A 21389-nucleotide genomic window follows, 5' to 3' on the forward strand; every position below is an offset into this window, starting at 1 on the left:
AGGCGAACAGGACTCGGCCACACATTCCGGGGCTATGCCTCCTAGTCACCGTCCTCGGGCGCGTCCGGATCGCGGAAGGGTCGCAGTCCCTGCGACACCCCCGGCAGCAGCACCCGGTTCTTCCGCAGCCACGTCACCGCGTGGTCGAACAGCGCCACTGGCCCCTCGGCGTGCGTCCACGCCCGCCCGTACAGGAACCCGCGGAACTCCCGCCGCCACCGCCGGTCGGTGAAGTCGCGGTACCGGAACCGCTCCTGGATCTCCTCCGCGTGTCTGCCCCGCCATGCCCAGCCGGTGCGCGTCCGTACGCCGCAGCGCGATCAGGTCACGGTCGTCGTCATCGAGGAAGAAGAACCGCTCCAGCTCCGGGCGCGTGGGCACCTGGGTGAACGTCCCGTACGCCTCGGCCTGCTCGTCAGTCAGAAACTCCACCGGCACGAAGCGGACCGTAGCCGGCGCCAACAGCCGCCCGGCGACCTTTCCGTGAACCCCAGCGGCAGCCGCATCCCGTGTGCCGGCCAACCATGATCAATCTCAGCGGCACCATCTGTACCGCAACCACTCACACCCGGCGTCGGGCTGGGACTGGAGTTCCCGGGTGAGGTGGGAGCAGCGGGCGTGGCCGACGCGGATGTCGGTGGCCGGGGTGCCGGCGGCGATCGGCGCCGGGGCGCGCGGCCGCCACAGCCGCCCCGGCCCGCGGTCGGCCGGAGTCGGCACGCGCAGCAGTTTCGCCGGCCGCGGCACAAGCCCAAGCCCGACGCGCCCACTACTGAAGACGCGGCCATCCCATCACCTGAGCGCCGTTGCGGTACTAGGCGACCTGGTAGACCCACAGGCCCCAGTAATACTTCTGATCGACGGTATCCCACACCGTCTGACTGCAGTAGTACGACGAGAACTGAGGGCCCTGGGTCAGGCTGTTGCCGAAGTACTGGCAGGCGTCCAAGGTGTAATACACGCCGAACCGCCACCAGCCGGCGGCTGCGACTTTGGTGACGGCGGAGCGATCCGCGGGCGCGGCCGCCTGGGCCGGGATCCCCAGGCCCATCAGCAGTCCGGTGGCGATGCCGGCAAGTGCAACAGCCGTGCGAAGTCGACGCATCATGTCCCCTCGGTTAAGGCCTACCACCTGCCGAGCATGCCCCTGGGAGGAACGCCGGCGCGACGGCGATGATCGCCGCTCGGGACAGCGGCGCTTCCTCACGGAGCTCGGCCACATCCGCAGTCCTTATTTCACGCGCTCCCCCGTGCGTCAACTTCACCGGACAGTCCAGGAGGGAACCCCCACGACAGCCGTGAAAACTTCAGCACAGCCCCTACAGCGCGCGGAGCTACTCCACCCGTGAGTACAGCTTGTCGAACGCCTTGCCCGTGAGTTGGAACGCCGCGCAGGCGGCGGCCAGCCGGGCGAACAGCGCCGCTCGGCAACCCCGCCCCGCGAACAACTGCGCCAGCGCGCCCCCGCCGGCCGAGGAGTGCGTGGGCGACACGCCGGCCACGCTGCTGAACTGGCCGTCCAAGCAGCGGATGCCGAAGCTGCCGGTGATCGGGCCGACCAACAACGGCAAGTCGATGATCGTGGAGAAAGGCGTGATCCCGCCCGTTGACAGCCGCCCTGACGGCGATCACAGTAAGCCTGTTCCGGATGACGAAGCAGCACTCCTGAGCGTCTCGGCAGCGCAGCCGGGTGGTCGAACCGGCCGGATTCTCGGACCGGGTAACACCGAAGTCGAGTGGAGGCGTAAGTGTCCAGTTCGCGAGATGAGACGCACGATCGGCGCCGGCCGGGAACCGCCGTGAGGCTCACAAGAGCGCGCAGGCGGCTGTCCGCATTCACGATGTCCGCCGTCCTGGCCTCCGGGCTGGTCCTGGTAAGCACGACGGGCCCCGCGCACGCCGCCGACTTCGGCCCGGTGATCCCCTGCCCCAGCGACCCCATCGCATGGCGGCAGACGACCATCGGCCGCGTGGCCGTCTACGAGGGATTCCGGTACACCGCGGTCTCGGCGACCCCGGCGTTCAACATCAGCGACGGCCGAGTGGTCGACAACACCCTTGACACGCCGATCGACGTGACCTTCACCTCGTCGCAGTCGCGCACCTGGCGGGTGGTCATCACGACCACGGTGGGCTCGGGCACGGAACTGACGAAGTACCTCCAGACCAGTGTCAGCGCGCAGATCGTGCAGGAACGCACCACCTCCCTCGGCGTGAACGCCAACTTCACCGTCGCCCCGCACACCCGGGTGACCGGCCAGTACGGAGTTCAGGCGTACGACGTGGTCTACGACGTCCAGACCGTGCGAGCCTGGCCGGCGATCCCGAACGGGTACACCAAATGCTGGGACCAGGGCTCGCAACGGGGCACCACCAACGCCCCGACCGTCATAGAGGGCTGGCGCTTCGTCGCGGGCTAGCCGAACTCGGCGCGCGCGGCCTGGCGCCTTCACCGCTCATCAGGTGGGCTGCCAGCCGCGCCCCGTTACCTTCAAGTGGAACGGACAGCGCGAACTGCCATGAAGCTGTCCTGGGAGTGATGCCAGGTGTGATCGGCCATTTTGTTGACCTGGGATTTTGTGTCCAGCCGCCAGTGCATCAGTCACTAGTTGTCCCGCCTCCAGCGCCTGGTCGTAGCGCAGGTAGTCGAGGTTGTCGGTGAGGTAGCGGATGCACGCGTCGATGCCGTCGCGGCGATGGAGCGGCCGTGGTGGCGGCCTGGCCGGACAGCGCGGTGATTCGGTGCACGGCAGCGGCGTCTGTGCAGCGTAGAAAGGCGTCGCCTTTCCCGGATGGTCACGCCGCCGTCGGCTCTCACCCCCGCGACGGCGGGTTCGAACGGGACCCGGGCCCGCACCTGCCTTGCCAGAGACCCGCCGACCCCGCCGTCGGCGGCCCGCCGCCCCATGGCGCCTCGCGCCGGGTCGTGAAAGTTTCCCGTCCCGGGGCGCGGCCGGCGGCGTACGCGCAGATCGGCGAGCGGGTGCCCGCCCGATTATTGCCCCAGGCGCGGCCGGCGCTTTCGATGGAGACGAGCCGGTAGCCCCCATCCCGCCCCGGAGCGTGTGATGCCCAAGCACCTGTACTCGGCACTCTCCATCGTCCTTTGCGCCGCGATCGCCGCCACGGCGCTCGTCGTGACCCGGCCTGCCGCCGCGGGCGCGGAGACGGGCGGGTTCGACTTCACCCGGGCACAGGTCGCTACTGTGGGGCTGCGGGTGCCCTGGGGCATGGCTTTCCTCCCCGACGGCAGCGCCCTCGTCTCCGAACGCGACACCGCGACCATCGCGCGGGTGTATCCCGGCTCTTCGCCCGTACAGGTGGCCGCGGTCCCGAACGTGTACCCCGCAGGTGAGGGGGGCCTGCTCGGCATCGCGCTCTCCCCCGCGTTCGCGCAGGACCAGTTGGTCTACGCGTACATCAGCTCCGTCTCCGACAACCGGGTGGTCCGGTTCCGGCTCAGCGCTCCGCAGACCCAGCAGGTGATCCTCGCCGGCATCCCCCGGGGCCAGTTCCGCAACGGCGGGCGCATCGCGTTCGGCCCCGACGGCATGCTGTACGTGGCCACGGGGGACGCAGGCTACCCCGCGTACGCCCAGAGCTCGAGCCTCGGCGGCAAGATCCTGCGCATCACCCGCGACGGCGCGGTCCCCACGGACAACCCGTTCTCCGGCTCACCGGTCTACAGCTACGGCCACAGCAATGTTCAGGGGCTCGCCTGGGACGAGGCCGGCCTGCTGTACGCCACGGAACTCGGTCAGAACTCCACAGACGAGATCAACTACATCCGGCCGGGTCTCAACTACGGCTGGCCCGCCTGCGAGGGCATGTGCGGCAACCCGAGCTACGTGAACCCCCTGGTGACCTGGAGCGATAGCGAGGCGTCCCCCAGCGGCCTGGCGTACGCCAACAGCACGCTCTTCGCCGCGGCACTCGCCGGCAAGCGTCTGTGGACGGTGCCGGTCAGCGGCGGCAACAGGGTGGGCACTCCGGTGGCCGAGCTGCGGGAAAAGCCGGGCCGGCTGCGCACCGTGGCGGTCGGTCCGGACGGCTGGCTCTGGGTGGCGACGAGCAACCGCGACGGCAGGGGGACGGCGGGCCCCGGCGACGACTTGATCATCCGGATCCCGCCCGTCGGCCCATCCGGCCCGTGGCCCTCACCATCCGGCCCGGGGGGCTCCCCGTCGGCCAGCCCGTCACCCTCGGCGCCGGGCGGCCCCTCGCCGTGCCCCTCCCCTTCACCCAGCCCGTCACCTTCGCCCAGCCCGTCGCCGTCGCCCAGCCCTTCACCGTCACCGACACCCAGCCCTTCGCCGTCGCCCAGCCCTTCACCGTCACCTAGCCCTTCACCGTCGCCCAGCCCTTCACCGTGCCCCTCGCCAACGCCCAGCCCGTCGCCGTCGCCCAGCCCGTCGCCGTCGCCGTCGCCCAGCCCGTCGCCGTCGCCGTCGCCCAGCCCGTCGCCGTCGCCCAGCCCCTCGCCGTCGCCGTCGCCCAGCCCTTCGCCGTCCACGGGTACTCGCTCCTGCGAAGCGACGATCCGGTTCTTTCTCCAGTGGACGACGGCCTCCTGGGGCGAACTGACGGTGCGCAACACGGGAACGTTGCCCATCACCTCGTGGACCGTCACCTTCAAGGTTCCCAACGGGCTGAGCTACCTGCAGTGGAACGGCTACAACCCGCCAGGAGCCACGGTGACCATCACCCAGAGCGGCGTACTGCTGCCAGGCAGTGCGGTGACGGTGTCATTCGCGGTCGGCTGGTCCGGCGGCGCTGTCACGGCTCCGTCACCCATCACCTGCACGGCCAGATGACGCCTCGGCCACGGGATCAAGGCGGACCGGACGGGCGGCCCTGGACCCGGCCGCGACCGCCCCCGCGTTCGACGACATCAACCCGGTCAAGGTCGAATCGTCGGACCGCGAAGACGACGGCACCACCGGCGACGACGTCGCCATCTGGTGGCCCGGCCGGTTCTCAGCGTTCTACGGCGGGTGGGGCGCCGACAAGGTCGCTGCGGCGTGGCAAGCCGACCGTGACGGGCTCGCCGCCGCCGGCGGGTTCCTGCCGCTCCCACTCGGCCGCACGACAAGCCCGACGACGAGCCGACCGATCGGTTCTCCATCCTGAGGGGGGCTGCCGGGGGCTCCGGCTCCCGGCGAACGTGGCGCGCGCCGCCGGGAGCCGTGTGGGCATGGTCGTCAGGTGATGGTGAAGGCGTCGAACTCGAACGTGGAGCCCCAGCCGGTCGTGCCGCGGAAGACCAGGTACAGCGTCGTCGTTCCGGCCGGTGCGCCGGAGATGGTGGCGGTGGCGTTGGTGAAGGTGTTCCAGTTCCCGGTCACCGGCACGGTCGCCGTGCCCAGCAGCGTGCCGGTCGCCGAGCCGGCCCGCACCTCGATCCGGCCTCCGGTCCCGGCGGAGGACACTCGTGCGGTGAACCTGGTGGCACCCGACAGCGAGTACGGCCGGAAGGAGATCCAGTCGCCGCTGTTGATGGAGCTCACGGTCCTGGCGCCCTCGGCGCTGGTGCGGCTGGCCGTCTGCACGCCCTGCTGGGCGCCGAAGTGCTCGGCCTGACGGTGCCGCGGCTGCAGGGTGCGGGTGCTGGTGGTGGTCAGGCCGCCACTGTCGGTGTAGGACGCCACGAAGAGGCCGTAGAGGTTGGCCGCGGCGTCGTGCTCACCGTCGGACGGCACGGTGAGGGTCCCGCTGCAGCCGGTCTTCTCGGTGATCTGGTGGCTGTGGCTGTCGTGGCCGAGGAAGTAGGTGACCGTGACCTTCGAGCAGTCGAGGGCGCCGTCCTCGGCGTCGCTTCCGGTCACCTGGAAGGGAACAGTGTCGCCGAAGGCGAACAACGCGCCGTCGACCGGCTGCGCGAGGGTGACCGACGGCGCGGTGTTGCCCACGTTCACGATCACGCTCGCGCTCCCGGTCAGCCCTTGAGGGTCCTTCACGGTGAGCGTGGCGGTGTAGGTGCCGTTCGTGGTGTAGGTCTTGCTCGGGTTGGCGGATGTCGAGGTGGTGCCGTCGCCGAAGCTCCACGAGTAGGTCAGCGCACCGCCCTCGGGGTCGGAGCTGCCGGACGAGGAGAAGTTCACGGTCAGCGGGGCGGCGCCGGAGGTCTTGTCGGCGGCGGCCTTGGCGATCGGGTTGCGGTTGGCCCCGCCGATGTACTCGATGCGATAGAGCGCCTGGTTGTTGCTTCCGGTGCCGTAGTCCAGCACGTACAACGCGCCGTCGGGGCCGAAGGCCATGTCCATCACCTGCGTGCCCGACCAGGGGAACGCCGAGATCTCACCGTAGCCGCCGTCGCTCTTGACCTCGATCGCCTTGATCCAGCGACGGCCGTACTCACCGGCGAAGTATCGCCCGTTCAGCGACTGCGGGAACTTGACGCTGGAGTTGAGGTTCGGGTCGTAGCGGTAGACCGGGCCGCCCATCGGCGATTCGGAGCCGCTGCCGAACTCCGACGGCGTGCCCGAGCCGTCGCCGTACTTGATCCAGCTCGGCTTCGCCGGAGGCAGCGTCGCCACGCCCGTGTTACGGAAGGAGTTGTTGGTCGGCCCGTTCGCGCAGTCGTACTTCCCCAGGGAGGGACCGCTGGGGAAGGTCCACTCGTTGTAGCTCTCGGCGGTCGTGTTGGTCCCCGTGCAGTACGGCCAGCCGTAGTTGCCCGCGGCGGTGATCCGGTTGAACTCCACCTGCCCGACCGGGCCGCGGTTGGGATCGGTGGTCGCCGCGTCGGGGCCGTAGTCGCCCAGGTAGACGATGCCGGTGGGCTTGTCCACGGTGATCCGGAACGGGTTGCGGAACCCCATCGCGTAGATCTCGGGCCGGGTCCCGGCCGTGCCGGGCGCGAACAGGTTGCCGCTCGGGACCGTGTACGTCCCGTCCGCCTGCGGCTTGATGCGCAGCACCTTGCCGCGCAGGTCGTTGGCGTTGCCAGCCGACCGCTGCGCGTCGTAGCTCGGGTTGCGGTTGGTGCGCTCGTCCAGCGGAGAGTAGCTGTCGGACGCGAACGGGTTGCTGTCGTCGCCGGTGGACAGGTACAGGTTGCCCTGGGCGTCGAAGTCGATGTCACCGCCCACATGGCAGCAGAACCCGCGGTCGGTCTCCACCTCCAGCACGACCTTCTCGCTGGTCAGGTCCAGGGTGTCGTCCGACTTCAAGGTGAACCGGGACAGGTTCAGATGCCCCTTCCACGCGTCGAACTGGGCCTGGGTGCCGGTGGCGGGGGCGTCGCCGCTCGCGGTGGACAGCCGCGGCGAGTAGTACAGCCAGATGTACCGGTTCGTCGCGAAACCTGGATCCACCGCGACGCCCTGCAGACCCTCCTCGTCGTGGGTGTAGACGCTGAGCTTGCCCGCCACCTTGGTGTTTCCGCTTGCGTCGGTGACCCGCAGTGTGCCGTCGCGGGCCGTGTGCAGGACCGACCGGTTGGGCATGACCGCCAGCGACATCGCCTCGCCGAGTTCCGCACTGCCGGTCGCCAGGGCGATCTGCTGGTAGTCGGCGGCCGGGATGGCCGCCGCGTCGGCCGCGGGGGCGGCGACCGCCAGGGTCGCGGGGGCGACAAGCGCCAGCGCGGCCAGCGTCGTCAGCCACGGACGTCGGAACATGGGCATTTTCCTCTCTGAGAGGCAGCGTTCAGCCAGGCATGACGCGCGCCGTCGCGCAACTGCCGTATGTGTGTTCGCTCGCAGAGGGCTGTCGCCTCTATTGCCTCGACGGATATCGCGATCAGACACCGGAGGTTAAGTGGACATTTCTGAGTGTCAAGCGGGCTGTGAGCGGTTCTGGGCGATGACGGATCGGACCTCTGGCACAGCAAAGTAAGGCGCGGGCTCCGCACCAGGGGTTCCGAGGCGGACGACGGATCGCGAAGGCTTCCACAAAGGCGGGGAAGAGGGTGAACGCGGGGCGCGTGGTCTGTAAGTTTCACTCACAAATGGGACGTGGACGCCGACTCGCGAGGGGTTCATTTCGAAGATCGAGCGCATGCGCATAACGCCGCCGACGGGTGATGGCCGCCGGGCCGGCGGGGGACCGGGGAACGCGACGACGGGCACGGGGCGTCCCTTCCCTCTCCCGATCCGGTGTGACAGGTAATGCCATCGCGTCGGCCCTGCGCGCGGCGGGCCTCGCCTCGTGCACCCGCCTGCGGTGTGCCAGGGCCGGACCACCTCCCCGGGCAGACCGCCGCCTGGCCTCCGGGCTCAGGCCGCCGACCGGAGCCCGGCGGGACGACGCCGGAGAGCGGGGTCGAGCAATGCCGGGGGCTTGTACTCCTGGTCGAGCGCGCTGACCTCGGTGCCCGGCGGGACGATCTTGTCGATCCGGTCGAGGATGTCGTCGGACAGCTCCACGTCGGCCCCGGCCAGAAGGTCGTCGAGGTGTTCCATGGTGCGCGGGCCGAGGAGCGCGGCGGTGACGCCCGGGTGGGCGATGGCGAACGCCATGGCCAGGTGGGTCATGGGCAGGCCGGCCTCCTCGGCGAGCGGGGTGAGCTGTTCGACGACGTCGATGCGGCGCTCGTCGGTGAGGTGGCGGGAGAACCGGACGCGTTTGAGGTCGTTCTCACCGCCCTTGCGCACCCGGCCGGTCAGCAGGCCCTGGCCGAATGGACCCCACACCATGACGCCCATGCCGTACTCCTGCGCCAGCGGCAGAACCTCCCGTTCGATGCCGCGGTTCAGGATCGAGTACGGCGGCTGCTCGGTGCGGAGCCGCTGCAGCCCGGCGCGTTCGGCGGCCCACTGGGCCTGGACGATCATCGAGGCGGGCGTCGTCGAGGAACCGATCACGCGCACCTTGCCGGTCCTGACGAGGTCGGTCAGAACGGAAAGGGTCTCCTCCAGGTCGGTGTCCGGGTCGGGCCGCTGGAGCTGATAGATGTCGATGTGGTCGGTGCCGAGCCGGCGCAGGGAGTTCTCGACGGCGGTGGTGATCCAGCGGCGGGAGGCACCCTGCTTGTTGACGCCCTCGCCCATGGGCAGGCCGACCTTGGTGGCCAGGACCACCTCGTCGCGGCGGCCCTTGAGGGCCTTTCCGACGATGTCCTCGGAGTCGGCGTAGCGGTCGGCGGTATCGATGAGGTTGATCCCGGCGTCTATCGCCTTGTGGATGATCCGGACCGACTCGTCCGGGTCGTTGCCCATCTGGCTTGCGAACATCAACGTGCCGAGCGCGTAGGGGCTGACCTTGATCCCGGTCCGTCCGAGCTTGCGATACTTCATGAACGTGCTCCTTCGGTCCCGACCGGCGAGTGGGTCCCCGCCGGCCACCGCCCGTCGGCCGGTACATCCACCTTCCGCGGACCCGCGGGCATCAACCAGTACCCGCCGCAGCCAGTGGACCCGGAGTACCACGACGGGACGCGGCCGACTGCCCATACTGGGGAGATGACCGGATCCACGGATCTTGGCAGGGCCTTGCACGCCTGGCGGGATCGCACGAAACCGGCCGAGGCCGGCCTGCCGGACGACGGACGCCGGCGCGCGCCAGGACTACGGCGTGAGGAGCTCGCCCTGCTCGCCGGCTTGTCCGCCGACTACATCGTGCGGCTCGAACAGGGGAGGTCGACGAATCCGTCCCTCCACGTACTGTCCGCGCTGGCTCGGGCGTTGCGGCTGACGACGGCGGAGCGTGAGCACCTCTTCGTGCTCGCCGGTCAGGCGGTGCCGGGCCCCGGGCAGATTTCCGACCATGTGCCGGCAGGCGTCCAGCGCCTGCTGGATCGGCTGACCGGCACACCCCTGAGCGTGTACGACGCCGCGTGGAACCTCATCACGTGGAACCGGTTGTGGGCCGCGCTGTTCGGCAACCCGCCCGCGTCACGCGGCTTCGGGAGGAATGCGGTGTGGTGGTCCTTCGTGGAACCGCCCGCCGGATACCCCCCTAGGCGGTGAGCCGGAAGACGGGTCACCGGGCGGCTTTCGTGTCCGACCTGAGAGCGGCGTCGGCTCGCTATCCGAAGGATGCCGGACTGGCCGCACTGATCGATGAGCTCCGTGCCCGGAGCGGTGACTTCGCGGCGCTGTGGGGCTCCGGCGTGGTAGGTGTGCACGAGCCCCTGACCAAGACGGTCCGGCACGCGAGCATCGGCGAACTCACCCTCGACTGCGACATCCTCGCGGCGCTCGGCACCGATCTGCGGATCATGGCCTTCACCGTGGCGGAGGGTGGCGAGACCGCCGAGCGGCTGCGGCTACTGGAGGTCGTCGGCGTCCAGGTCTGACGGGCGTCGGCGCGTCCGGGCTTGGCGGGCGCCGGAACGGACACATGATGGGAGAGCGTCGCCACCGGCAGGTCCGCAGGTCGGGACCGATGCCTCTACACGGCCGACAGCAGGCGAGCCAACGATAGGCGATCATCGAGCCCGCCTAAACCGGGATTGCGAAGCTCGTGCTCATTCAGGCCCTGCACGAGAAAGCCGAGCGACTGACGGCCGGCGAGCAGGCGCGCCGTCCAGCGACGCGCTGCCGGAAGAGCCGTGGTGCCCGCAGGGGGGCGGGTCCCGTCGGGGATGACGGAAGTCAGTGGGCGTCCGCCGAGTCGGAGCAAGTGGGGTGGGGGGCGGTGGCGCGCAGGCCGGCGGAGGCTATGGCGATCATGCGTTCGCGGGCCTGCGGGTCGAGGGCGTGGCGTTCACGGGCGAGGCAGCCGACGATGAGAGCTTTCACGTCGGCGATGGTGACGTCCGGGCGGACCGCGCCCGCCTGCTGCGCGCGCGTGAGCAGGTCGCGCTCGACCTCGTCGAGGTCGTGCTCAGTGCCGGAGGCCGCCGTCTGGATGTCGAACCCGTCGCCGCTGAGCGCCTCGGCCAGGCCGCGGTCGGCGACGGCTTGGCCGACCATGTAGGCGAAGAAGCCGAAGAACGCGGCACCGGGATCGCGGGTGGCGGCCAGGTGGGTGGCCCGCTCGACGATCTGGATGACGCGTTCCAGCACGATCGCCTCGTACAGGGACTCCTTGGTGGGGAAGTGGCGGCTGACGGTGCCGGTGCCGACGCCGGCGCGGCGGGCGATCTCGGCCACGGGCACCGACAGCCCTTCGCCGGCGAACGCCTCCATGGCGGCCTTGAGCACCAGCTTGCGGTTGCGCTCAGCGTCGGCGCGCATGCGGCCACCTTCCCACTCGACAACCGGGATGGCCGTCCCGTATCTTCTCAAGCGGGACGACCATCCCGATTATAGGAGGTATCCGCATGTCCGACCCTGCCTGGACCACCGCCGACGTGGGCGACCAGCGCGGCCGCGTCGCCCTGATCACGGGCGCCAACTCCGGCGTCGGCTTCGAGGCGGCCAAACTGCTCGCCGAGCGCGGCGCGACCGTTGTGCTGGCCTGCCGCGACGAGGCCAAGATGAGCGAGGCGGCGAAACGGCTGAGGAGCGCCGCCCCGCCAGGCGAGATCGCGACGCTCGGCCTCGACCTGGCGTCGCTGGCCTCGATCCGCGCTGCGGCCGAGGCCGTCCGCGACCGGTACGCCCGCCTGGACCTGCTGATCAACAATGCGGGGCTCATGATGCCCCCGTACGGCAAGACCGCCGACGGCTTCGAATCCCAGTTCGGCGTCAACCATCTCGGCCACTTCGCCCTCACCGGACTGCTGCTGGACCGGCTGCTGGGCACCCCCGGCTCGAGGATCGTCACGATCAGCAGCAACGCCCACCGGCGGGGCACCATCGACTTCGACGACCTGCAGGCCGAGCGCCGCTACCACCCGATGAACGCCTACGCGCAGTCCAAGCTGGCCAACCTGCTGTTCACCTACGAGCTGCAGCGCCGCCTGGCCGGCGCCGGCGCCGGCACGATCGCCGTGGCCGCCCACCCCGGCGCCGCCCGTACCCGCCTCATGCGCCACAGCCCGTGGCACTACCGGTTCGTCATCCACCCCCGCACCCGGATGCTGTTCTCCTGGCTCATCCAGGACGAGGACGCCGGCGCTCTGCCCACCCTGCGCGCCGCCACCGACCCCCGCGCCCGCGGCGGCGACTACTACGGCCCCGACGGCTGGGGCGAGTTCACCGGCCGCCACCCTGTGCTGGTGCGCTCCACGCCCCAGTCGCACGACGCCGGCCTGCAGCGACGGCTGTGGCAGGAGTCCGAACGTCTCACCGGCATACGCTACGACCTCGCGGCGACCGGCGTCGACACGCCGCCCGTCCCATGACCGCCCGACTCATGACCGCGCGTCTCATGAGCGCCCGCCTCTGGCTGCGGATCTCCGCGGTCTACCTCGGGCTGCTCGGCCTGGCCTCCCTCCTCGCCCCACAGGCCGCCGCCTCCGGGCTCGGGCAGCCCATGACGCCGTTCGACGTCTTCGCCACACGCACCGTCGGCGTGATCCTCATCGCCTTCGCCGTCGCCAACTGGTCGACCGGCGCACGGCCCACCACCGGGACGGTGCTGGCCAACGCCCTGCTCAACGCGGCCCTGGCGGCGCTCGACACCCTCGCCATCCTCGACAAGACGATCAGCGCCGGCAGCTGGGGAGGCATCGCCGCCCACCTCGTGCTCCTGACCGCTCTTCTGGCGCACCTGTTCATCGCCCGCGCCGCCACCGGCACGGCCGCACCAGCCGTCCCGTCGAAGGAAGGAGTCTGACCCGTCGCGGACCCTCCCGTGCTCTGCGCGCGGGTCGGTGTCGTTTGCCTCTTCGCCCTGGCAGAGAGGGCCACGTGCGTCACTGAGGCGGCCGCCGTCCCCCAGCGACATCGCCGCCGCGCCGAAGCTCGGAACCGTCGAGGTCTGGCGGCTCATCGCGGACTTCCATCACCCCGTGCACCTCCATCTCAGCCCCTTCCAGGTGCTCTCCCGAGGCATCGGCGGCCCCGGGGCGTTCGACGCCGGATGGAAGGACACCATCGACCTACGGGCTTCGGAAGAAGCAGCGATCGCGATCAGATTCGACGGTTATCCCGGCAAGTACGTCTTCCACTGCCAGAACCTGGAACACGAGGACATGGCCATGATGGCCAACTTCACCACCCGATGACCGAGAGCCTCTGGCGCGGCCTGAGTGTTGTGGTTCGCGTGTTCCTTCGTCAGGCCTCGCAGCCGCTCTCGGTCCCGGCGTGGCAGACGTCGAACCCGCCGACGCCCCGTACGTGGAGTCAACGGTGATCTTGCCCTGGAACACCCTGATGTTGACGATCTCGCTGCTGGACGTGCCGACGATGAACAGCGTGCTCCCGCTGACGCGCACGGATGTGCCGGCCGCCGCCTGCGCGGGGACCCTGACCGGTGATCATCGCTGGTGTGCCGTGGGCACGGGCCGGGTCAGGGCGTCACGACGAGTCGCCTGCCCTTGAGGTCGGTTCGCCGCCAGGCGGTCTCGATGTCGCTCAGCGGGACCTTCTCCACGTCGAAGGTGAGCTCGCCGGACCGCGTCCACGTCACGATCTGCTGGTACACCTCGCCCATGGTCTGCGGGTCGAGGCCCTTGGCCGCGCCGTAGATCTCGACGCCGGAGGTGCGCAGGCTCGACCCGGCGAGGGCGATCTCGGTGTCGGCCGATTCGCCGATCTGGACCACCCGGGTCGGCTTGCCGAACGCGAACGACCGCGGCACCAGCGCGCGCAGCAGGATCTCGCTGGGCCTGCCCCACAGGTAGTCCACGACGACGTCGTAGCCGTCCCCCCTGGCGTCGAGGTACGCCTGCGTCAGCGCCTCGTCGGAGACCGCGGTGTTGATCACCGTGTCGGCCCCGATGGCCTCCACCTCGCGCAGCTGGTCGTCGTCGCGTCCGGTGGCGATGATGCGGCCGGCGCCCAGCAACCGGGCCACCTTGACCGCGAGCCGCCCGGCGACCCCGGTGGCGCCCTGCACCAGCACCGTCTCCCCGGGCACGAACCCCGCGGCCGTCTTCATCGACATCGCGGTGACGGCCGAGGCCATCACGGCCACCACGACCGGGTCGATGCCGTCGGGGATCGGCATGTAGGAGCCCTGGGGAACCACGGTCTTCTCGGCGAGCGCGCCGTAGGGCAGGCGGATGTCGCCGAATCCGACGAGCGTGCCGTCCGGGAGGGCGCCGATGCCGTCGAAGGCAGGGATCGCCGGAAACCGGCCGATGTACTTCTCGCTGGCGTAGTGCGTGCCGGCCGCGATCGCCTTGTCGACGTTCTCGACGGCGACCGCCTTGACGTCGATGACCACCTCGCCGTCGCCGGCCACCGGATCGGGGAAGTCCTCATAGCGCGGGACGCCGCCGATCTCGTGGAGCACCGCCGCCTTCATCCCACCTCCTGACCGAACAGGCGGGCGATCCGCGTCTGCCACGCCACCAGGACGCGAGGCGGACGGGCCGCAGAGTGGTCGAACCCGTGGTGGTGCGAACGGTGGTGCGTGGGCGAGTGCCGTCGCCCATGGCCGCGGCGGGCCTGGCCCTGGTGCCCGGCCGGCTGCTCGGTGTGCGCGGGAATCCCCGGAATGCGATGGGTCCCCCAGTGCAGCAGGTCGCGGAGTGAGTGCCGGTGTCTCATCGTCGTCTCCTTTGGCGCATGACTCTCTATCACTGATAGAGGACTCTACCACTGATAGAGTCCGGAAGGGAGGTGCCGGAAAATTGGCTTTGGACAAGCAGCGGATCGTCACCGAGGCCGTCGCGCTACTGGACGCCGAGGGTCTCGACGGCGTGACCACGCGCAAACTGGCCGCCCGGCTCGGCGTACAGTCGCCGACCCTTTACTGGCACATCCCGAACAAGGCGGCGTTGGTCACCGCGATCGCCGAGGCGATTCTCGAGCAGCAGTTCCCCGAGCCGGCGTCGCCTGAGCCGGAGGAGCGCTGGCAGGACTGGCTGATCGGCCTGGCCGGGCGGCTGCGGCGCGCGTTGCTCGCCCATCCGGACGGAGCCCGGATCATCGCGGCCTCCCAGCTGTCCCTCAAGATGGCCGCCATCTCCGAACTGGCGATGAGCACGCTGGTCGGGCGGGGCATTCCCTTGCGGCAGGCTCGCCTGATCGTGTTGACGGTGTTGCGCTTCACCGTCGGCTACGTTCTGGAGGAACAGGCCGGCCGCCCCGACGCGGACGCCCTGGACGGCTTCGACATGGCCGCGTACGCCACGGCGTACCCCACCGTGATGGCCGGTGTGGCCGAGTACTTCCAAGCCGGCCACAGCGTCGACGACCTGTTCCGCGATTGTCTGGAACAGATCATCCATGGTCCCGCCGCGCAGCCCGGCCCCACGTCCTGACCGGTCAGCCGCTCCGCAGGCGAGTGAGCCGAGTCTGCCCGGGCGAGGGACTCGCGGCCGCCCGGACAGACCGCACGATCTTCGAAAGCAGGGTGATCAGCGTGTCGGCGCGCACCTGGGCCGGGTCGTCCGTCTGGTCGATCACTCGGTGCGGAGGGCGTCCGCGATGGTGAGACGGGCCGCTGAGCGCGACGGAAGGAAGGCACCCACTGCCGCGATCACGGCGCCCGCCAGGACGAGCAGGACCACGATCGGCACAGGGTAGAGGTCGAGCATGTGGTCCGGGATGACGATCTGGGCGGCGTGCGCTATGGCGTGCAGGGCGTACCGCTGGAACACGACGCCGATCGGGATGCCGACGAGCGAAAGACCGGAGCCGTTGTGAGTTCCGAAACTGCGCCGAAGACCCGCCGTGGACCCACGACTCTCGCCGACACGCCTCCAGCGGCCTTCAGTGATCGTTCAGTATTTCGGGGTGGCGGACAGTTCTGACGATCTCGCATCGCCCACCGCCTTGGCCGAGGTGGCCCAGGTCGGCTTCGGACCCCGACTCCCCCACGCAGCCGAATGAGGCGTTCCACGCGATCGCCGAGAGGCACGCGCCCGGCCGCCGCCGTGCGCCCACCCAGATCGTGACCGCCGCACAGGCGGAGTTCCCGTATTTCTCCGATCTCATCGACGCGATGTGCCGCTGAGCACGACCTACCGGCCCTTCAAGCTATGAGCAGGCGGAGGCCGAGATCTGCCGCGTCGAGGCCGGTGAGGTCGCTGTTGCGCTCGGCCCACCGGCCGGAGTCGAGGTCGTCGCTGAGACTTAGCACCGCCCGCCGCTCGGCCTCCGGCCCGACCTTCGCCCACACCGACATCGCACGACGCACGTGATCCTCCAGATACGCTCCCGGCCGGCGCCAGTACGCCTCGAACAGGCCATCGGCGCAGTCCCACGGGATGGGCACCGGCTCGGCGCGGGCGCCGATCGCGTCGGCCATCCCGGCAAGTGAGGGGAAATTCGCGAGAACGGCGGCGAACTCGGGCAGGTAGTCGCGGGTGAGCCAGAACCGGTCCTGCCATCCGGGCTCGTCGGTGTCGAACGTGAGCACCACCACGCGGCGGGCCACGCGCCGCATCTCGCGCAGCCCCGCTATCGGGTCCTCCCAGTGGTGAACGGTGGAGACGGCCATCGCGACGTGGAAGGACCGGTCCTGGAACGGCAGGTTCTCCGCGGCGGCGGCCACGCACGGCGCCGAGCCGGCGGGCCGCTGCGCCCGCATGACCGCCGATGGCTCCACCGCGGTCACGTCGCGATCAGCGGGCTCGTAGGAGCCGGTGCCGGCCCCGACGTTCAGCACCGTCCGCGCGTCCCCGAGCGCGTCCCAGATCTGCGCGGCGATCCGCGGCTCGGTGCGCCGGGTCGTGGTGTAAGCGCCGCCGATCGCGTCGTACAGCCGTGCGCCGAGCATCTCCAGTTGCTCCTCTGGTGTCACCCTCAGTCCCTTCGCCCGTGCCTCAAGTTCCCTGTCGATGGCCGCCACCATGGCCTCAGCGCGATCACGCCGCTCCAGCAGCAGGCCGCGCAGCCGGCGCAGGTGCGCGACCGCGTCGGTGGACGGGTCGCCGACCAGTTCGGCGACCTCCCGCAACCCGAAGCCCAGCCGCCGATAGGCCAGCACCTCCCGCAGCCGCTCCACGTCGCCCGCCGAATAGGCCCGGTATCCGGCCGCGGTGCGCGCCGACGGCTGAACGAGCCTGATCTCGTCATAGTGATGCAGCGTGCGGACGCTCACGCCGGCCAGCCCGGCCACGTGTCCCACGGTCCAGTGATCCTCCACGGCACCGACTATGCGGCCTGACGCCACGTGAGGGTCAAGAGCCCCGGGTGGCGACGATGTCCGTCAGTTCTGGAGCACGCCGGTCCCCGGTGGCTGTCCGAAGAAGCAGGGAAGCGACTCGAGCGCTGCGATGCCGGCCGGGGGAAACCGGTGCGGAGGATCAACGGAGCCTTCCTCGTTCGCACGCAGGTGACGGTCGATGAAGTCCTGCGTTCTGCCGAGGACCGTGGCGCACTGGGCGGCCGTGATTCGCCCCTGGGAAAGGGCGCCGGCGAGCTCGTCGAGGTCCAGGACGTGGTAGCGGTCAGCACCAGGCGGCACCAGGAAGTCAACGTACAGATCATGGACGACGAGTCCAGCCTCGGTCGGTTCGATCTCGACCAGGTCGACGTACCACCAACCCTCCACCGGGCCTTCGAACACGACGGGCCTGGTCAACTGGATACCTTGATCGAGCAGGAGGAAGCTGCGATCGATGGTCGGCCGGCCGGCCACCTGGTACTCGGGCAAGAGCTGTGCGTCGTAGGCGACGACCTCTCCGATCCGGCGGCCGGGGCACCGCTGACCTGTTCGGTGAAAGACCCAGACGTTCTCGAGGAGCGGAGTCGCGGTCACCTCGTGACTCTGCTGACGACTGCGAGGTTCGTCCGGCATGTGTGGCCCCCTTGAAGGCTTGAGCGAAGTTGAGGCGGCACGCCCCTGAACGCGACCCGTGAAACGGTGTGAGGGAATCATGACGGTCAGTCCATGCCGCGCCGTCCCGGCGCCCAGAACGCTTTCACCACGACGTCCCGGCGCGACCAGCCACGCTCCCCCACCAGATGGCCCCGCACGGCCTGGCCGGTGCGCGCCTCACCGGCGACGTAGGCGACACCCGGCTCGTCGGGCAGGTCCAGCGAGCGAACCCCGGCCGGCAGTTCGTCCGGCCGGTGGATCCATGTCAGCCGATCGCTTCGGACAACGGGAAGCCGGCCGCCCGGCCCGCCGACCAAGATGACGCCGTGCACGACGGCCGATGACGGCAGCGCGCGCATCATCGCGCCGAACGCGACGGCCGCGGTCTCGTCTCCGACGAACAGGTGGTACGGCGCACCCTCGCGCAGCACCAGTCTGCCCTCCGGACCCATGAAGGCCGCGGCGTCACCGATACGCGCCCGGCGTGCCCACAACGCCCCCGGCCCTGCGTTGGGGTGGTCAAGCACGCACACGTCGAGATGCCCCTCCGGCGAATAGTCCCAGATCGAGTAGGTGCGCAGGAAGCCTTGCAGGAACGAGCGAGGCCGGCGGGGGTCGCCGACCCGCAGACGGATGTGCGTGCCGGGCACCCAGCCCAGCTCACGCAGTTGAGGACCGGAGATGCGGATATGGCGCATGCGCTCGGCGATCGGCTCGATGTGCGTGACCGTCCCACGTCGGAACAGGTTCAGCATGGCGACTCCCACCGCTCACCGGCCGGCAGGTCCCTCACGAGAAGGTCCGGGCCGGCCGGCCGCGCCGCGTCCGAGGCGGTGCCGTCGGTGAACCAGGGATCGGTAGGTGCGGCTTTGCCGTCCGGCTCCAGCGGCACGCAGGAGTTGACGACGCGGGTGACCGCGATCGATGGCTTGATCATGCTGTCAGCGTGCCGGTTAATGTACACATGAAGTCAAGCGAGGAGCTGGCCATCGGCGAGCTGGCACAACGGTTCGGACTGGCCACGCACGTGCTCCGGCACTGGGAGAGCATGCGGTTGCTGGAGCCCGGGCGGCGCGCGGACGGTCGGCGCTTCTACGGGTGGGCCGACCTCGAGCGCGTGGCACTGATCTTGATGGGCAAGGAAGCCGGTTTCACGCTGGGCGAGCTGCGTGCGCTGCTGTCCACAGCCAGCCCGATGGACCAACGGGACCTGCTGCGCCGCCACGTCGAAGAGCTCGAGCGGCGCATCTCACAAGCGCGAACGGCCAAGAAACTGATCGAACACGCGCTCGCCTGCCCGCACACCTTCGCCGAGTGCGGGCATGCTCGCAGCCAGATCACGGCCCGGATTCCACCCGCGCCCGATCAGGTCTCCAACGGCATGACGGTCACCCGGCCCTGAAAGCACGCATGACGTCGACCACGACCGCCACGGACGGAGGTTCGGCCAGATCGGCGATACCGAGGAAACGTGCGTCCATCCGGTCGTGATCGCGCATGCCCGACCCGCAGCGAGGGTTCGGTAAGAGCTGTGGCGGGTGCCGGCGTCCGGGATGGGGCGGCCTGAGCCCCCGGCGCTCGCGCCGCCGGCTCACGCCGGCCACCCACCTGGCCGGCAAGGACGACGTCTACGTCTGCCGTGGGCGTGACCGGGCTTAGGAGTACTCCTGTTTGAGTACTCGCTCTTGCGCTCGGGATGGTAGTCGTGTTTGAGTACTCACATGCGAGCAACGCGCCTCTTCATTCTCGGTGCTCTGGCCGACGGCGGTCCCATGCACGGGCACAAGATCCGTGCCGCGGCGCAACTCGACCGGGTGGAACTGTGGGCGGACATCAAGCCCGGATCGCTGTACGGCGCGCTGCGCCGGATGGCCGACGAGGGCGTCGTCGAGGTGGTCCGCACGGAGCAGGAAGGCAACCTCCCCGCCCGGACGGTGTACGGAATCACCGACAAGGGCCGGGCCGATCTGGTCTCGCTGATCAGGTCGGTCCTCGCCGACACGAGACTCCGGCCGGATCCGATCCAGCTGGTGCTCCTGCACGGCGGCGAGATCGGCTCCGACGAGCTGCGCACGGCCGTCCGGCAGCGGCGCGACTCCTACGCCGCGCAGCTCGACTTCTGGCGCAACCTGCGGGCCGAGGCCGAGCCGTACCTGACCAGGCTCGAGGCCACCGCCTTCGACTACACCCTGATGCGGCTCGAGACGGAGCTGACCTGGCACGACCGCCTGCTGGCGGAGCTCGCGGAGCTCGCGGAGCTCGCGGACACGGCTGAGCGACCTGACGGCACGGGCTCGCCCGGCGGCGCGCCCTTACAAGAAAGCGGGAATCAATGATGTCTCGGCGTTTGGACGTCGCCGTGATCGGCGGCGGGATCGGCGGGCTCTGCCTGGCGCAGGGCCTGAAGCGAGCCGGCGTGAGCGTCACCGTGTACGAACGGGACCGCACGGCCGACTCGCGGCTCCAGGGTTTCCGGCTGAACATCGAGCCGACCGGGAGCGTCGCCCTGCATGACTGCCTGCCACCCGCCCTGTGGGAGGTGCTGGTGGCCACGGCGGGCGACCCAGGGCCCGGCATCGGCTTCCTCGACCAGCGGATGCGGCCGCTCGTCCTCATCGGCCAGGACCGCCCAGATCATGACCCGCTCGACCCCACGACCAGCCGGCACGCGGTCAGCCGCGTCACGCTGCGCAAACTGCTGCTGGCCGGCCTGGACGACGTCGTCCGGTTCGGCAAGGAGTTCACCGGCTTCGCCCGGGCGGACGACGGGACGGTCACGGCGAAGTTCACCGACGGCACCACCGCGACCGCCGACGTGCTCGTCGCGGCCGACGGAGCCGGCTCGCGGGTGTGGGCGCAGTTCCAACCGGCGGCCGCCCGCACCGCACTGCCGACGATGGCCTTCGCCGGCAAGCTGTTCCTCACCGAGGAGAACCGCCGATGGCTGCCGGAACGGTTACTCGCCGGCATGAACGTCTTCTGGCCGCGACAGGACTTCCTGTTCACCGCGATCTTCCGCAGGCGCGAGAACCCCGCGGCGATCATCGCCAGGCTCGGCGACCAGGTGCGCGCGCTCGGGCTCGACCCGGAGCACCTGCTTGCGGACTCGCAGGACGACGACTACATCCTGTGGGCGTTCATCATGCACCGTGACTCACTTCCGGCGAGCTTCACCTCCAAGGCTCAGAGCGACCCGGCCGCGGTGCGGGAGCTGCTGGCCGGGCGGACGACCGGGTGGCATCCCGACCTGCGCCGCCTGCTCGCCGCCTCGACCACCGACACCCTCTACCAGACCGGGTTCAGCGCCGCGCAACCGCTCGACCCGTGGGAGAGCGGCAACGTCACCGGGCTCGGAGACGCCGTACACCAGATGCCCCCGGTCGGCGGGCTCGGCGGCAACGCGGCGCTGCGCGACGCGCACCGGCTCTGCGCCGCGCTCACCGCGGCCGACCGCGGCGAGCAGCCGTTACGGCAGGCACTGCGCGCCTATGAGGCGGACATGCTGCGCCACGGGTTCGAGACGGTCCGCGAGGTCGTGCGCAACACCGAAGCCGCGATCACCCGAAGCGCGCTGAAGCGATCGACCACCCGATGGTTCTTCCGCGCGTGCGGGGCCGTCCCGCCCCTCGGCCGCGCGGTGTTCGGCGAGCGCTGAGTCCGCCGGGCCCTGTTCGCGGCCC

General features: G+C 70.1%; 26 protein-coding genes and 1 pseudogene. 13 read left to right on the forward strand and 14 right to left on the reverse strand.

The genetic code is table 11. From position 1 onward, the window contains the following. Positions 1–41: 41 nt before the first annotated feature. From ACFO60_RS29580 to ACFO60_RS29595, 4 genes and pseudogenes are all read right to left on the reverse strand, one after another. Positions 42–438, reverse strand: a pseudogene (locus ACFO60_RS29580) (DUF4158 domain-containing protein). A 96-nt stretch (positions 439–534) separates the two neighbouring features. Continuing rightward, positions 535–720, reverse strand: a complete 186-nt coding sequence (locus tag ACFO60_RS29585; protein WP_380846543.1) for a hypothetical protein — start codon at positions 718–720, stop codon at positions 535–537. Between the two features lie 94 nt (positions 721–814). Continuing rightward, entirely contained in the window at positions 815–1108 is a 294-nt protein-coding gene (locus tag ACFO60_RS29590; protein WP_380846545.1) for a hypothetical protein, read from the reverse strand. Between the two features lie 226 nt (positions 1109–1334). Then, positions 1335–1493, reverse strand: coding sequence for a hypothetical protein (locus ACFO60_RS29595; protein ID WP_380846548.1), 159 nt, complete (start codon positions 1491–1493; stop codon positions 1335–1337). Here ACFO60_RS29595 and ACFO60_RS29600 point away from each other — a divergent pair. From ACFO60_RS29600 to ACFO60_RS29610, 3 genes are all read left to right on the forward strand, one after another. Continuing rightward, a complete protein-coding gene (locus ACFO60_RS29600) occupies positions 1483–1803 on the forward strand; it encodes a TniB family NTP-binding protein (RefSeq protein ID WP_380846551.1) in 321 nt (106 codons plus the stop codon). The two genes, ACFO60_RS29595 and ACFO60_RS29600, sit on opposite strands and share 11 nt — an antisense overlap. Next, a complete protein-coding gene (locus tag ACFO60_RS29605) occupies positions 1800–2420 on the forward strand; it encodes a hypothetical protein (protein WP_380846554.1) in 621 nt (206 codons plus the stop codon). The genes ACFO60_RS29600 and ACFO60_RS29605 overlap by 4 nt, the downstream gene beginning before the upstream one ends. Positions 2421–3068: 648 nt before the next feature. Next, entirely contained in the window at positions 3069–4814 is a 1746-nt protein-coding gene (locus ACFO60_RS29610; RefSeq protein ID WP_380846557.1) for a PQQ-dependent sugar dehydrogenase, read from the forward strand. 387 nt (positions 4815–5201) lie between these two features. On the opposite strand, the gene ACFO60_RS29615 is transcribed toward ACFO60_RS29610, so the two are convergent. After that, on the reverse strand, positions 5202–7622 hold the full coding sequence (locus ACFO60_RS29615) for a PQQ-dependent sugar dehydrogenase (RefSeq protein ID WP_380846560.1): 2421 nt from the start codon (positions 7620–7622) through the stop codon (positions 5202–5204). A 597-nt stretch (positions 7623–8219) separates the two neighbouring features. After that, positions 8220–9239, reverse strand: coding sequence for an aldo/keto reductase (locus ACFO60_RS29620; protein ID WP_380846563.1), 1020 nt, complete (start codon positions 9237–9239; stop codon positions 8220–8222). A gap of 165 nt (positions 9240–9404) precedes the next feature. On the opposite strand from ACFO60_RS29620, the gene ACFO60_RS29625 reads away from it, so the two are divergent. Beyond that, complete coding sequence (locus ACFO60_RS29625) at positions 9405–9911, forward strand: helix-turn-helix domain-containing protein (protein WP_380846566.1); 507 nt, start codon at positions 9405–9407, stop codon at positions 9909–9911. Further along, on the forward strand, positions 9908–10240 hold the full coding sequence (locus ACFO60_RS29630) for an MmyB family transcriptional regulator (protein WP_380846569.1): 333 nt from the start codon (positions 9908–9910) through the stop codon (positions 10238–10240). Before ACFO60_RS29625 ends, ACFO60_RS29630 begins: the two co-directional genes overlap by 4 nt. Positions 10241–10538: 298 nt before the next feature. Here the strand turns inward: ACFO60_RS29630 and ACFO60_RS29635 are convergent, their stop codons facing one another. Beyond that, entirely contained in the window at positions 10539–11123 is a 585-nt protein-coding gene (locus ACFO60_RS29635) for a TetR/AcrR family transcriptional regulator (protein ID WP_380846572.1), read from the reverse strand. A gap of 86 nt (positions 11124–11209) precedes the next feature. Between ACFO60_RS29635 and ACFO60_RS29640 the strand changes: the two genes are divergently transcribed. The 4 genes from ACFO60_RS29640 (at position 11210) to ACFO60_RS29655 (ending at position 13316) form a co-directional block, all read left to right on the forward strand. Next, positions 11210–12175, forward strand: coding sequence for an oxidoreductase (locus ACFO60_RS29640; RefSeq protein WP_380846575.1), 966 nt, complete (start codon positions 11210–11212; stop codon positions 12173–12175). Between the two features lie 11 nt (positions 12176–12186). Next, positions 12187–12609, forward strand: a complete 423-nt coding sequence (locus tag ACFO60_RS29645) for a hypothetical protein (protein ID WP_380846578.1) — start codon at positions 12187–12189, stop codon at positions 12607–12609. A 37-nt stretch (positions 12610–12646) separates the two neighbouring features. Further along, entirely contained in the window at positions 12647–13000 is a 354-nt protein-coding gene (locus ACFO60_RS29650) for a multicopper oxidase domain-containing protein (protein ID WP_380846581.1), read from the forward strand. 79 nt (positions 13001–13079) lie between these two features. Continuing rightward, positions 13080–13316, forward strand: a complete 237-nt coding sequence (locus tag ACFO60_RS29655; protein WP_380846584.1) for a hypothetical protein — start codon at positions 13080–13082, stop codon at positions 13314–13316. On the opposite strand, the gene ACFO60_RS29660 is transcribed toward ACFO60_RS29655, so the two are convergent. Both ACFO60_RS29660 and ACFO60_RS29665 read right to left on the reverse strand, forming a co-directional pair. Continuing rightward, the gene (locus ACFO60_RS29660) at positions 13285–14244 is read right to left on the reverse strand and encodes a quinone oxidoreductase family protein (protein ID WP_380846587.1); all 960 of its coding nucleotides are present in this window, start codon (positions 14242–14244) and stop codon (positions 13285–13287) included. The genes ACFO60_RS29655 and ACFO60_RS29660 overlap by 32 nt on opposite strands. Continuing rightward, the gene (locus ACFO60_RS29665) at positions 14241–14489 is read right to left on the reverse strand and encodes a hypothetical protein (RefSeq protein WP_380846590.1); all 249 of its coding nucleotides are present in this window, start codon (positions 14487–14489) and stop codon (positions 14241–14243) included. Before ACFO60_RS29665 ends, ACFO60_RS29660 begins: the two co-directional genes overlap by 4 nt. Before the next feature lie 83 nt (positions 14490–14572). Between ACFO60_RS29665 and ACFO60_RS29670 the strand changes: the two genes are divergently transcribed. Further along, on the forward strand, positions 14573–15205 hold the full coding sequence (locus ACFO60_RS29670; RefSeq protein WP_380846593.1) for a TetR/AcrR family transcriptional regulator C-terminal domain-containing protein: 633 nt from the start codon (positions 14573–14575) through the stop codon (positions 15203–15205). Between the two features lie 141 nt (positions 15206–15346). On the opposite strand, the gene ACFO60_RS29675 is transcribed toward ACFO60_RS29670, so the two are convergent. The 5 genes from ACFO60_RS29675 to ACFO60_RS29695 form a co-directional block, all read right to left on the reverse strand. Further along, positions 15347–15544 (reverse strand): hypothetical protein, encoded by a 198-nt coding sequence (locus ACFO60_RS29675; RefSeq protein WP_380846596.1) that lies wholly within the window; start codon positions 15542–15544, stop codon positions 15347–15349. A gap of 374 nt (positions 15545–15918) precedes the next feature. Then, on the reverse strand, positions 15919–17034 hold the full coding sequence (locus tag ACFO60_RS29680) for a MerR family transcriptional regulator (RefSeq protein WP_380846599.1): 1116 nt from the start codon (positions 17032–17034) through the stop codon (positions 15919–15921). Positions 17035–17097: 63 nt separating this feature from the next. Beyond that, entirely contained in the window at positions 17098–17688 is a 591-nt protein-coding gene (locus ACFO60_RS29685; protein WP_380846602.1) for a DUF402 domain-containing protein, read from the reverse strand. Between the two features lie 86 nt (positions 17689–17774). Beyond that, the gene (locus ACFO60_RS29690) at positions 17775–18464 is read right to left on the reverse strand and encodes a siderophore-interacting protein (protein ID WP_380846605.1); all 690 of its coding nucleotides are present in this window, start codon (positions 18462–18464) and stop codon (positions 17775–17777) included. Beyond that, a complete protein-coding gene (locus ACFO60_RS29695) occupies positions 18458–18646 on the reverse strand; it encodes a hypothetical protein (RefSeq protein ID WP_380846608.1) in 189 nt (62 codons plus the stop codon). The genes ACFO60_RS29690 and ACFO60_RS29695 overlap by 7 nt, the downstream gene beginning before the upstream one ends. Positions 18647–18673: 27 nt before the next feature. On the opposite strand from ACFO60_RS29695, the gene ACFO60_RS29700 reads away from it, so the two are divergent. The 3 genes from ACFO60_RS29700 (at position 18674) to ACFO60_RS29710 (ending at position 21364) form a co-directional block, all read left to right on the forward strand. Further along, entirely contained in the window at positions 18674–19111 is a 438-nt protein-coding gene (locus ACFO60_RS29700; RefSeq protein WP_380846611.1) for a MerR family transcriptional regulator, read from the forward strand. A gap of 319 nt (positions 19112–19430) precedes the next feature. Beyond that, on the forward strand, positions 19431–20045 hold the full coding sequence (locus ACFO60_RS29705; protein WP_380846614.1) for a PadR family transcriptional regulator: 615 nt from the start codon (positions 19431–19433) through the stop codon (positions 20043–20045). A gap of 11 nt (positions 20046–20056) precedes the next feature. Then, positions 20057–21364: an FAD-dependent oxidoreductase gene (locus ACFO60_RS29710; RefSeq protein WP_380846617.1), complete on the forward strand. Its 1308-nt coding sequence runs from the start codon at positions 20057–20059 to the stop codon at positions 21362–21364. Positions 21365–21389 lie beyond the last annotated feature (25 nt).

The sequence above is a fragment of the Sphaerisporangium dianthi genome (genome assembly GCF_042654065.1).
In the GTDB taxonomy this organism is placed as follows: domain Bacteria; phylum Actinomycetota; class Actinomycetes; order Streptosporangiales; family Streptosporangiaceae; genus Sphaerisporangium; species Sphaerisporangium dianthi.